At 65.1% G+C, this 12,166-nt stretch carries 12 protein-coding genes; 4 read left to right on the top strand and 8 right to left on the bottom strand.

Annotated elements, in window-relative coordinates:
• The first annotated feature begins 68 nt into the window (after positions 1–68).
• The gene (locus tag ABB28_RS00230; protein WP_057506694.1) at positions 69–1,277 is read left to right on the top strand and encodes an acetyl-CoA C-acyltransferase; all 1,209 of its coding nucleotides are present in this window, start codon (positions 69–71) and stop codon (positions 1,275–1,277) included.
• 566 nt (positions 1,278–1,843) lie between these two features.
• On the opposite strand, the gene galU is transcribed toward ABB28_RS00230, so the two are convergent.
• The 8 genes from galU to cmk all read right to left on the bottom strand — a co-directional run bounded on the left by galU (position 1,844) and on the right by cmk (position 10,147).
• Entirely contained in the window at positions 1,844–2,728 is an 885-nt protein-coding gene (gene galU / locus ABB28_RS00225; protein WP_057506693.1) for a UTP--glucose-1-phosphate uridylyltransferase GalU, read from the bottom strand.
• Positions 2,729–2,731: 3 nt separating this feature from the next.
• Complete coding sequence (locus tag ABB28_RS00220) at positions 2,732–4,636, bottom strand: polysaccharide biosynthesis protein (protein ID WP_057506692.1); 1,905 nt, start codon at positions 4,634–4,636, stop codon at positions 2,732–2,734.
• Positions 4,637–4,651: 15 nt separating this feature from the next.
• The gene (locus ABB28_RS00215; RefSeq protein WP_057506691.1) at positions 4,652–5,632 is read right to left on the bottom strand and encodes an MraY family glycosyltransferase; all 981 of its coding nucleotides are present in this window, start codon (positions 5,630–5,632) and stop codon (positions 4,652–4,654) included.
• 3 nt (positions 5,633–5,635) lie between these two features.
• The gene (lapB, locus tag ABB28_RS00210; RefSeq protein ID WP_057506690.1) at positions 5,636–6,814 is read right to left on the bottom strand and encodes a lipopolysaccharide assembly protein LapB; all 1,179 of its coding nucleotides are present in this window, start codon (positions 6,812–6,814) and stop codon (positions 5,636–5,638) included.
• 6 nt (positions 6,815–6,820) lie between these two features.
• Positions 6,821–7,102, bottom strand: coding sequence for a lipopolysaccharide assembly protein LapA domain-containing protein (locus ABB28_RS00205; RefSeq protein WP_057506689.1), 282 nt, complete (start codon positions 7,100–7,102; stop codon positions 6,821–6,823).
• A gap of 75 nt (positions 7,103–7,177) precedes the next feature.
• Positions 7,178–7,483: an integration host factor subunit beta gene (locus ABB28_RS00200; protein ID WP_042615402.1), complete on the bottom strand. Its 306-nt coding sequence runs from the start codon at positions 7,481–7,483 to the stop codon at positions 7,178–7,180.
• Positions 7,484–7,571: 88 nt separating this feature from the next.
• The gene (rpsA, locus tag ABB28_RS00195) at positions 7,572–9,257 is read right to left on the bottom strand and encodes a 30S ribosomal protein S1 (protein ID WP_057506688.1); all 1,686 of its coding nucleotides are present in this window, start codon (positions 9,255–9,257) and stop codon (positions 7,572–7,574) included.
• A gap of 212 nt (positions 9,258–9,469) precedes the next feature.
• Complete coding sequence (cmk, locus tag ABB28_RS00190) at positions 9,470–10,147, bottom strand: (d)CMP kinase (protein WP_057506687.1); 678 nt, start codon at positions 10,145–10,147, stop codon at positions 9,470–9,472.
• 208 nt (positions 10,148–10,355) lie between these two features.
• On the opposite strand from cmk, the gene ykgO reads away from it, so the two are divergent.
• From ykgO to ABB28_RS00175, 3 genes are all read left to right on the top strand, one after another.
• A complete protein-coding gene (ykgO, locus tag ABB28_RS00185; protein WP_005409283.1) occupies positions 10,356–10,481 on the top strand; it encodes a type B 50S ribosomal protein L36 in 126 nt (41 codons plus the stop codon).
• Positions 10,482–10,610: 129 nt separating this feature from the next.
• A complete protein-coding gene (locus ABB28_RS00180) occupies positions 10,611–10,940 on the top strand; it encodes a hypothetical protein (RefSeq protein ID WP_057506686.1) in 330 nt (109 codons plus the stop codon).
• Positions 10,941–10,982: 42 nt separating this feature from the next.
• On the top strand, positions 10,983–12,023 hold the full coding sequence (locus ABB28_RS00175) for an agmatine deiminase family protein (RefSeq protein ID WP_057506685.1): 1,041 nt from the start codon (positions 10,983–10,985) through the stop codon (positions 12,021–12,023).
• Positions 12,024–12,166: the final 143 nt, after the last annotated feature.

Raw genomic sequence — 12,166 nt, 5'->3', positions numbered from 1 at the left:
GGAAGACATCGGTAGTGCCGGCCGCTGGCCGGCAACCTCTTCCAACCCCTATTCGAGAGATCACTGCAATGACCAAGCAAATCCAGGACGCCTACATCGTCGCCGCCACCCGTACCCCGGTCGGCAAGGCGCCCAAGGGCGTGTTCCGCAATACCCGCCCCGATGACATGCTGGCCCACGTGCTGCGCAGCGTCGTCGCGCAGGCCCCCGGCATCGACGTCAACCGCATCGATGACGCGATCATCGGCTGCGCGATGCCGGAAGCCGAGCAGGGCATGAACGTGGCGCGCATCGGCGTGCTGCTGGCCGGCCTGCCGGACACCATCGCTGCGCAGACGGTCAACCGTTTCTGCTCGTCCGGCCTGCAGGCGGTGGCGATGGCCGCCGACCAGATCCGCCTCGGCAACGCCGACCTGATGCTGGCCGGTGGCACCGAGTCGATGTCGATGGTGCCGATGATGGGCAACAAGATCGCGATGGCACCGAGCGTGTTCGACAACGACCACGTCGCCATCGCCTACGGCATGGGCATCACCGCCGAGAAGGTTGCCGAAGAGTGGAAGGTTTCGCGCGAGGAGCAGGATGCGTTTGCCCTGGCTTCGCACCAGAAGGCGATCGCCGCGATCCAGAATGGCGAGTTCAAGGACGAGATCAGCCCCTACGACGTGCGTACGCGCCAGCCTGACCTGGCCGACGGCCGTCGTATCATCACCCGCGACAAGATCGTCGACACCGACGAAGGCCCGCGCCTGGATTCCTCCGCTGAAGGCCTGGCCAAGCTGCGCCCGGTCTTCCGCAACGGCCAGTTCGGTGGCACGGTCACGGCCGGCAACTCCTCGCAGATGAGTGATGGCGCCGGCGCGGTGCTGCTGGCTTCCGAGCAGGCGGTGAAGGACTACGGCCTGAAGCCGCTGGCGCGTTTCGTGAGCTTCTCCGTGGCCGGTGTGCGCCCGGAAGTGATGGGCATCGGCCCGATCGCCGCGATTCCGAAGGCGCTCAAGCAGGCGGGCCTGACCCAGGACCAGCTGGACTGGATCGAGCTCAACGAAGCCTTCGCCGCGCAGTCGCTGGCAGTGATCCGCGATTGCGGGCTGGATCCGTCCAAGGTCAACCCGCTGGGCGGGGCGATCGCGCTGGGCCACCCGCTGGGCGCGACCGGTGCGATCCGCACCGCGACCCTGCTGCACGGCCTGCGTCGTCGCCAGCAGAAGTACGGCATGGTGACGATGTGCATCGGCACCGGCATGGGTGCGGCGGGCATCTTCGAATCGCTGTAAGTCGAGGTTGTTGCCGGGGCTGCGCCCCGGCAGCCTGCTGGAGCCAAGGCAACAGCCGCAGCCGCAGGGCTGTGTGTTGGGCGGGGCAGGGTGGATTCGCGGGAATCGCCGTGAATCCATCCCTGGAGGCTCGCCATCCGCATCCATGCGGATGAGCGTTCCCGCGACCCCACCCCGCCCCACCTTCGACAGGTCCTGGGTGCTCTGGTAGCGCCGAAGGCAGCGGCAGGAGCCGCTGCCAACGTTGCTTGCGACGGCCCGCAGGGTGCCGGTCGGGACGACCGGCATACCCATGGTCGGCGGATGGGGATGAAACATAAAAAGGGGGTCAGAGTCCTTTCGCTGCGCGAAAGGACCCTGACCCCCTCTTTTATTTCTTGCGTGGCTGGCGGCCACCAGAACCTGTCATGGGTCGGGCGGGGAGGCTATGCGGGGCCTTGAGCGGCAGGAGCCGCGAAGAGCTACATGGACGTACTTGCGCGTGCCCCGCATAGCCTCCCCGCCCGGCCACCCCGCAGCGACAGCAACAAAGCCGCCAGCCACGAGGGGCCCAGCCGCTCGCCGGATCAATCTTCTTCGGCGAGCATTTCCTGCAGCTTCTGCCGCGCCGGCTTGGCCAGCTTCTTGCTGTTCAGCGCGAAACGGATGGTGGCTTCCACCAGGCCCAGATGCGTGCCGCAATCGAAGCGACGGCCCTGGAAACGGTAGGCGTCCACCGGCTCGGTCTTCAGCAGTTCGGCAATCGCATCGGTCAGCTGGATCTCGCCGCCGGCACCAGTGCCGGTCGCTTCCAGCAGTTCGAAGATCTTCGGACTGAGCACGTAACGGCCGACCACGGCCAGGTCACTGGGCGCATCGTCCGGCTTCGGCTTTTCCACGATCGCCGAAATGCGGCCGTGACTGCCATCGAACGCCTCGGTGGCGACGATGCCATAGCTGGCCGTCTGCTCGTGCGGCACATCTTCCACCGCGATGACGCTGGCGCCCGTGGCCTCATTCAGGTCGGCCATCTGCTTGAGTGCGCTGTCGCCGCGGTTGTAGATCAGGTCGTCCGGCAACAGCACCGCGAACGGCTCGTCGCCGATGATCTCTTTGGCGCACAGCACCGCATGGCCAAGGCCCAGCGCTTCTGCCTGGGTGACGAACACCGCGCGCACGCCGTTGGGCAGCACGTGGCGGACCAGCTCCAGCTGTTCGAGCTTGCCAGCGCGCTCGAGCTTCTGTTCCAGCTCGTAAGCCTTGTCGAAGTAATCGGCGACGGCGTGCTTGTAACGGTTGGTGATGAAGATCAGGGTGTCACAGCCGGCCTCGATGGCCTCGTCGACGGCGTACTGGATAAGCGGACGATCAATGATCGGCAGCATTTCCTTCGGAACCGTCTTGGTTGCCGGCAAAAAGCGCGTCCCGAGCCCTGCCACTGGAAAAACTGCTTTTCTGATTCGCTTGCTCATCGATTACCTGTTGGCCTCACGTGCCGGGAAGGGCACTACGTTAGCGGATGGAATGTATGCATCCTGTTGAAGCGGATCGAACTCCGGCATGGTCGCGAACAGAATCTGCTGGATCGCTTCGATATCGTAAGTGGTGATGGCGTCGCGCAGCTTCGGCACGTTGCCCAGCACCAGGTCGCGTGAGAACGTGCGCACCCCGGCTTCCAGCACCTTGGGGTGCGATGTGGGACGGTAGTCCTCATCGGAATAGAACAGCGTCTCATGCAGCTTCTCGCCGGGACGCAGTCCGGTGTAGATGATCGCGATGTCCTTGTACGGCTGCTTGCCGGCAAGCCGGATCATCTGTTCAGCCAGCACACGGATCGGCACCGGTTCGCCCATGTCCAGCGTGTAGATGGCGCCATGCGAGGCGGAGGCGGCCGCCTGCAGGATCAGCTGGCATGCCTCGGGAATGGTCATGAAGTAACGCGTGACCTCCGGGTCGGTCACGGTGACCGGCCCGCCCTTCATGATCTGGTCGCGGAACAACGGCACCACGCTGCCGGCCGATGCCAGCACATTGCCGAAGCGCACGGTCACGAAACGGGTGTGCGTGGATTTCTGGTCCAGGCTCTGGCAGATCATCTCGGCATAGCGCTTGCTGGCGCCCAGCGAGTTGACCGGGTCGACGGCCTTGTCGGTGGAGATGAACACGAAGTGCTCCACCTTGGCCTCCATGCAGGCCCGGGCCACGTTTTCGGTGGCCAGGATGTTGTTGCGCACGGCCTCGCGCAGCTGGCGCTCCAGCACCGGAACCTGTTTGTAGGCTGCGGCATGGAAGGCCGCTTCGATACGGTGCAGCGACAGCGCGTGGCGGATCACCGCCGGGTCGCCGCAGTCGCCCAGCACCGCCTCCACTTCGATATCCGGGAAGCTGCGGCACAACTCGGCTTCGATGGTCAGCAGCAGCAGCTCGCTCATTTCCAGCAGGACGATGCGCCCTGCCCCGTGCCGGGCGCACTGCCGGCACAGCTCCGAACCGATCGAACCGCCGGCGCCGGTGACCAGCACCGTGCGCCCGCCCAGCCAGTTGCGGATCAGCGACCAGTCCGGCTGGATCGGCTTGCGGCCGAGCAGGTCCTCGATCGCCACCTCCTTCAGCTGGCCCGGCAACGACTGGCCCTGCAGGATGTCCGTCAGCTTGGGCACGGTGCGGAACGGCACGCCGGTGCTCTCGCACAGGCCGACCACGCGCTGCATGCCAACTGCATCCAGCGACGGAATGGCGATGACGATCAGTTTGGCGGAGGTTTCGCGGGCGACGGCAGCGGCATCGTCCAGCGTGCCGAGGATCGGCAGGCCCTGCAGCTTGGCGCCCTGCAGGTGGGGGGCGTCGTCGAGCAGGCCGACCGGGTCGAATTCGCCTGAACGGCGCAGGTCACGGACCAGCGCCTCGGCCGCCTGGCCTGCACCGAGGATCAGCACGCGCCGGCCGCTGGTGTCGGACTGGACCGACTGGTAATCCTTCCACGCCCGGTACAGCAGCCGCGGGGCACCCAGCAGCGCAGACAGCGCAAAGGGATAGATGACCAGCACCGACATCGGGACGCCATCGAAGCGCTTCCACATCAGGGTCAGGACAATGGCCACCAGACCGATGAAACTGGCCTTGAAGATGTTGATCAGGTCGGCAACGCTGGCGAACCGCCACAGGCCGCGATACAGGCCGACGCGCCAGAACACCAGCGCCTGGATGCCCAGCACCAGCGAGGTGTCGACATTCCAGAGAGGCAATGCGGGGGCGTCGGGCAGGATGGAGTAACGACCCGCGTGCAGCAGCTGCCAGCAGGCCCACACCATGAACAGGTCATGGACGACGATGGCCGCGCGGGGCACCAACGCGATTATTCGATTCCACCGAGCTGACATGACCAGGTTAAACCCTCAATAGTTGCGCAGGCGAACACGCATGACTGCCCACAGGCAGGCCAACAACGCCCCCCAGGCAACCGCCACGCCGGCCTGCTGCAGCGGCGGCAGGGGAACCAGAGCCGCCAGTACTGCCGCGCCGACAAGGCCGAGCAGAATATACACGCCTGTTACACGTGTGTGGCTGGAGCCGGCCTTCACCGCGCGCTGGTAGACATGCTGCGTATGGGGTTCCATCCAGCGCTGCCCTGTGAGCATGCGGGATGACAGCGTGAAGCCTGCGTCCACGATGAAGGCTGACAACGGTACCAGCAAGGCCAGCCAGTGGATGTCAGTTACCACGCTTCCCAGCCCGGCCAGCGCGGCCATCAGGTAACCCAATGCCCCACTGCCCACGTCGCCCATGAAGATGCGCGCGCGAGGGAAGTTGAATGGCAGGAAACCGAGGCAGCCCGCGGCGACCACCACGGCGATCAACGCGAACGGCATCGGCATCACCACGGCCAGGCTCAACGCGCCAACAAGCGCATAGCCACTGGCGATGCCGTTGATGCCGTCCATGAAGTTCCACAGGTTCACCAGCGCGGTCGCCACCAGGAACAGCAGCAGGGCCTGTAGCGCATTGCCGGTCGCCTGCCAGGCCAGCCCGGCCAGCAGCGCCGACGCCAGCATGTGCACCAGCAGCCGGCGCACGGCCGGCAGCGGGCGATGGTCGTCCCACCAGCCGATGCCGGCCACCATCACCAGGCCGGCGGCGAACACCGCCAGCTGGGGCGCTGCGGCCGGATACAGGAACGCGCCGGCGGCGGTGCCGGCCAGCACGGTGACCACGATCGCAATGCCCCCGCCACGCGGCGTCGCAACGCGGTGGCTGCGACGTTCGCCAGGGTGGTCCAGCAGCTGCCGCTGCAGCGCGTAGCGACGTGCCAGCCAGGTCAGCCCGGCCGACAGCAGCGCCAGCACCAGCAGCACCATCCACGGATCAACATCCCGCATCGGTTACAGCACCGCGTAGTTCAGCAGCGGCTTGACCGTTCCCCATTCCTTGCAGCTGGGGCATTGCCAGTGATGGGTGCGCGCGCCGAAGCCACAGCGCGTGCAGCGATAGGCCGGGTTGCGCACCAGCAACTGGTCGGTGATGTGCTTGAGGTCATGCAGGGTCGCGGTGGGGTCAGCGCCTTCGGCCAGGGTGAGGTCGATCAGCGCCGACTCGCCACGGACCGACGGGCGGTCCTTCAGCTGCCGGCCCAGGTAGGCACGGGCCGGCGAAACGCCTTCCTGCTCTTCCATCAGGCGAGTCAGCGCCAGCACGGGGGCGATGCCGCGGTAATGCTCGGTCATTTCCGACAGGAAACTGCGCGCGCCGCCCATGTCGCCGACCTTGCGGTAGTTCTGCATCAGCGGCTGCAGCACTTCGGGCAGGTATTCCGGATCGTTGCGTGCAGCACGTTCGAACGCGCGCACGGCCGCTTCCGCGTTGCCCGCATCGGTTTCAAGACGGCCTTCGATGATGCCGGCACGGACCGACATCGCATCGGCCTGGTAGGCGCGCGCGATGGCCGCCCTCGCCTCTTCGACGTTGCCGGCGCCACGGTGGCGTTCGGCCAGCTCACATTCGAACTGGCCCACCAGCTTGCCCATCGGCTCGCCGGTCACTTCTTCGAAGCGCAGGGCGTTGTCGATCGCCTTTTCCCAGTCGCGCTCGGCCTGGTAGATGCCGATCAGGTGCTTGAGCGCCTGCGGCGCGCGCTGGTCGATCTGCGCCAGTTCGCTGAACACCGTTTCGGCCCGGTCCAGCAGGCCGGACTTCATGTAGTCCTCGCCGAGCGCCAGCAGCGCCTGCACGCGCTGGGCATCACTCAGGTCGGTGCGGTTGACCAGCCCCTGGTGCAGGCGGATGGCGCGGTCGACCTCGCCGCGACGGCGGAACAGATGGCCCAGCGCAACCTGGGTCTCGAAGGTTTCCTTGTCCAGTTCGGCGATGTGCAGGAACAGCTCGATCGCCTTGTCCGGCTGTTCGTTGAGCAGGTAGTTCAGGCCGCGGAAATAGGTACTGGACAGGCGGCTGACCTGGTTGTCACCGTGCCGCTGCCCACCGCGACGCCCGATCACCCAGCCGGCGACGGCGGCCAGCGGCACGCACAGGAAGAACCAGAAATACTGGGAAACGAATTCCATGCGTGATCAGCGTCCTGCAAAAGGAGGTTGGGGGGGCGTCACCGGGGTCACCGGTACGGCCTTGTTGGCGCGGCGCAGCTGGGCATAGAGCGGGACGACCACGCTCACCAGCACCAGACCGGCACCGACCACAACACCGACCAGCAATGCGGCGATCATCGCCACGCCGACCGAGGTATGCAATTGGGTAAATACGAGATTGATCGACATCTCGGTCATGTTGACCGCGCCGATGATGAGTCCAAGGACCAGAACGGCCAGCAGGACCAGCAAACGGAAAACCTTCATGCGACAGCTCCAGTCATGCCCGGTCTGTAGCTTATCCGACCCGGCGGGGGAATCGCACGCTCTACATCACTGCGCTCAGGCAGGATCAGCATCCTGCGGGACGACGTCACTGACGCGTTCGCGCAGCTCCTTGCCCGGCTTGAAATGCGGCACATGCTTGCCCGGCAGGGCCACCGACTCACCCGTCTTGGGGTTGCGGCCCAGCCGCGGCGGACGGTAGTGCAGGGAAAAACTGCCGAAACCGCGGATCTCGATACGGTCACCGGCCGACAACGAACCACCCATCATTTCCAGCAACGACTTGACCGCCAGATCGACATCATCGGCCTTCAGGTGCGCCTGCCGGCGCGCGAGGATTTCGATCAGTTCGGATTTGGTCATTGCAGGCTCTGCTCGGGGGGCTCAAACCCTGAAACGGCCCGGACATGATGTCCGGGCCGTCCAGGAAACTACGACAGCGTAAGGCCGATTACTCGGACTTGTTGCCGCCCAGCTGTGCACGCAGCAGCGCGCCGAGCTGGGTCATGCCACCGGAAGCAGCAGCCGACTGGTAGTCGTCCATCACTTCGCGCATTTCGGCATCGTCCTTCGCCTTGATCGACAGCTGCAGGGTGCGGCCCTTGCGGTCCATGCCCACGAACTTGGCTTCGATCTTGTCGCCAACCTTCAGGTGCTGGGTCGCATCGTCGACGCGGTCGGCGGAGATGTCGCGGGCAGCCACATAGCCCTCGATGCCGTCGGCCAGTTCGATGATGGCGCCCTTGGCGTCAACTTCCTTGACCACACCTTCGATCTTCGAACCCTTCGGGTTCACGGCCATGAACTGGCCGAACGGGTCCTGCTCCAGCTGCTTGACGCCCAGGCTGATGCGCTCGCGTTCCGGATCAACGGCCAGGACGACTGCGTCCAGGTTGTCGCCCTTCTTGAAGTTGCGGACGATGTCTTCGCCAGTGGTCGCCCAGCTGATGTCGGACAGGTGGACCAGGCCGTCGATGCCGCCGTCCAGGCCGATGAAGATGCCGAAGTCGGTGATCGACTTGATCTGGCCCGACACCTTGTCACCCTTCTTGTGGGTGGCAGCGAAGGTTTCCCACGGATTGGCGGCAACCTGCTTCATGCCCAGCGAGATGCGGCGACGCTCTTCGTCACAATCCAGCACCATCACTTCGACTTCGTCACCCACCTGCACAACCTTGGACGGGTTGACGTTCTTGTTGGTCCAATCCATCTCGGACACGTGCACCAGGCCTTCCACGCCCGGCTCGATCTCGACGAACGCGCCGTAATCGGTCACGTTGGAGACCTTGCCGAAGACGCGGCTGTTGGCCGGGTAACGACGCGAGATGTTATCCCACGGATCTTCGCCCAGCTGCTTCAGGCCCAGCGAAACGCGGTTGCGCTCGCGGTCGAACTTCAGCACGCGCACGTCCAGCTCGTCGCCGACGTTCACGACTTCGGACGGATGGCGCACGCGCTTCCATGCCATGTCGGTGATGTGCAGCAGGCCGTCGATACCGCCCAGGTCCACGAATGCGCCGTAATCGGTCAGGTTCTTGACGACACCCTTCAGGATCGCGCCTTCCTGCAGCTTGTCCATCAGCTGCTCGCGCTCTTCCGAGTGCTCGCTTTCGACGACAGCGCGGCGCGAAACCACGACGTTGTTACGCTTGCGGTCCAGCTTGATGAGCTTGAATTCCAGCTCCTTGCCTTCCAGGTAGGCCGGATCGCGCACGGGGCGCACATCGACCAGGGAACCCGGCAGGAACGCGCGGACATCCTTGATGTCCACGGTGAAACCACCCTTGACCTTGCCGCTAATGCGGCCGGTGATGGTTTCGTTCTTTTCCAACGCTTCTTCCAGCTCGTCCCACACCATCGCGCGCTTGGCTTTCTCGCGCGACAGCACGGTTTCACCGAAGCCGTTCTCGATGGAATCGAGGGCGACCTTGACGATGTCACCTTCGGCGACGTCGATCTCGCCAGCGTCGTTACGGAACTGTTCGATCGGCACGATGCCTTCGGACTTCAGCCCGGCGTTGATCACCACGACATCGCCGCGGACTTCCACGACGGTACCGCTGACGATCGAGCCCGGCTTCAGCTTGGCCAGATTGGCCTGGCTGGCTTCAAACAGTTCGGCAAAAGATTCGGTCATTAGATTTACTCTGTTGATCACATGGGTCAGCGGCTTCCATCAAGGAGTCCGTCTGCCCGCCTGTTGGTCGACCCCGGAAAAGCAGGCCGTGTGTGAAGTGGTTAAACCGCCACGCATCATTGCGCGACGGAGCATTTACTACCTTGCAGTACGTATCGCCTTGCGGCGGCGACAACCGCCACGAATGCTGGCGGTACTCCTGTACGAACGGATCAGGCAGCCGAAACCGGAAGCAGATCCATCACTCTTGCAACGACATCATCGATGCCGATACCAGTGGTATCGATGAGGACGGCATCGTCTGCCGGCTTCAGGGGCGCCACAGTGCGCTGTGCATCACGGGCGTCGCGGGCCATGATCTCGCGCAGGAGGTCATCAAAGTTAACAGAAACCCCTTTGTCATTCAACTGCTTATGCCGGCGCTCGGCGCGCTCCTCGGCGCTGGCGGTCAGGAAAACCTTGAATGGGGCGTCGGCGAAGATGACGGTGCCCATGTCACGGCCATCGGCAACCAGGCCTGGCGCCAACCTGAATGCGCGCTGGCGTTCCTTCAATGCGCTGCGCACCTCCGGAATGGCGGCAATTGCCGAGGCCAGCGCGCCGGTGGTCTCCAGGCGCAGCTCGTCGGTGGCGTCGGTACCGTTGACCAGCACCCGCATGGTCTCGCCCTGCTCCACGAACTGGACCTTGGTATCGAAGGTGCAGCGCACCAGCGCCGAGGCGTCCGAGGTATCGATGTCGGCCCAGCTGGCGGCCACGCCCACCGCCCGGTACAGCGCGCCCGAATCCAGGTAATGCCAGCCCAGCCGGCGGGCCACGATGCGGCTGATGGTACCCTTGCCAGCCCCGGAAGGGCCGTCGATGGTGAGGACGGGAGCGAGTGCGGACATGGGGTTTCCAGCGGGTGTGAAGACCCCATTCTAGCCCCAGCCTGAGCGGCTGCTGCGATCCGTCTGTGCAACCACTTGAAACGATGGAGAAAAGCCCGGTAGAATGGCGGGCTTGAACGAGCGTCAACGCAGTATTGTCTCCGGCATATCGCGGCGCGCTCCACCTGAACACTTACTTTTACACTCAACGTGTACGCCGAGGTATGCCATGAAAGTTCTGTCCTCCCTGAAGTCGGCGAAGGCCCGTCACCGTGACTGCAAGGTCGTGCGTCGTCGTGGCAAGATCTTCGTCATCTGCAAGTCGAACCCGCGTTTCAAGGCGCGCCAGCGCTGAGTCGGCCGGCCTGACGGCCGTCCACGGTTCCTTCGCGGGGCCGGTTTGATGCTGAAAGCCGCCTCCGGGCGGCTTTCTGCTTTGTTTATGCTGTAATCGCCGTTCTTGACCACTGGGGAGTAGCTCGAGATGAAGCGTTACCTGATGTCCCTGGCCGTGCTGGCCACCCTGGCCGCCGCCACGCCGGCGCTGGCCGACACCCTGCTGATCGACCGTGCCGCCGACAAGCCGTCCGCTGCCCTGCCCGTGCGTGGACAGAGCATGCAGCAGGTGCAGAGCCAGTTCGGTTCACCCGCTGAACAGCTCGATGCCCGCGGCGGCCAGAAGCGCCAGTGGCCCACCATCAACCGCTGGGTCTACCCGCAGTTCACCGTCTACTTCGAAAAGCAGAAGGTGATCGACGTGGTGGCCAACAAGGCGGCCCCCAACGAGATCGGTCCCAAGCCGCCGATCCGCTGACGAACCCGGCCCGCGCCTGCGCGGGCGCATCCAAGCGAGACCATGAACCAGACCCTTCGTTTTCCTGCCGAATGGGAAGCCCAGAGCGGCGTCCTGATTGCCTGGCCGACGGCCGACACCGACTGGGCCGACCGCCTGGGCCAAGTGGAAGAGACCTACATCGCCCTGGTAGCCGCGATCACCCGCTTCCAGCCGGTGCTGATCTGCGTGGCCGACGATGACGTGGAGACCTACGCCGAGATGCGGCTGCGCTCCAACCGCATCGACATGCAACGCGTGCGCTTCGTCACTGCGGCCTACGACGACACCTGGCTGCGCGATTCCGGCCCGATCACCCTGCAGCGCAAGGACGGCGGCTTCCAGTTGCTGGATTTCCGCTTCACCGGCTGGGGCGGCAAGTTCGACGCCACGCTGGACGACCAGCTGGTCGGCGTGCTGGATGCCGCGCGCGTGTTCAACGACGCACCGGTGCGCAGCATTGCCTTCGCGCTGGAGGGCGGCGGCATTGAAACCGATGGCCAGGGCACCCTGCTGACCACCTGGAAGTGCCTGCACGAGCGCCACCCGGACCGTGACCGCGCCAGCCTGTCCGCCGACCTGGCTGACTGGCTGCAGCAGGACCGCGTGCTGTGGCTGGACCACGGCTACCTGGAAGGTGACGACACCGACGCCCACATCGATACGCTGGCGCGCTTCGCTTCGGCCGACAGCATCGTGTACCAGGCCTGCGACGATGCGTCTGATTCACACCACGCGGAACTGCAGGCGATGGGTGCCGAACTGGCCGCGCTGCGTACCGCCGATGGCCAGCCGTACCGCCTGTTCCCGCTGCCGTGGCCGCAGCCGGTCCTGGACGAAGGGCGTCGCCTGGCGGCGTCCTACGCGAACTTCCTGATCGTCAATGGTGCGGTGCTGATGCCGGCTTATGGCGATGCGGCGGACGAGGCGGCGCGTGACGTGCTGGCGGCGGCGTTCCCGGACCGGGAGATCGTGCAGGTGCCGTGCCGTTCGCTGATCTGGCAGAACGGGAGTTTGCATTGCATCACGATGCAGCTGCCGGCGGGGTTGCTGGCGAACGGCTGAGCCCCTCGTGGGTGGCTGGTTGGTGCCTTGAGCGGGGCCGGGCGGCGGGGCTGGTCGGGGGACGGCAAGAGCCGCTCCTGCGGGCCTCGTTTCGCGCCATCCATGGCGCTCAACGCCCCCGCCCAGCCCCACCGCCCGGCCCT

This window comes from Stenotrophomonas chelatiphaga (assembly GCF_001431535.1).
Classification (GTDB): domain Bacteria; phylum Pseudomonadota; class Gammaproteobacteria; order Xanthomonadales; family Xanthomonadaceae; genus Stenotrophomonas; species Stenotrophomonas chelatiphaga.
Note: the sequence above shows the minus strand (reverse complement) of the source record. Positions and strands in the feature narration are given on the sequence as shown.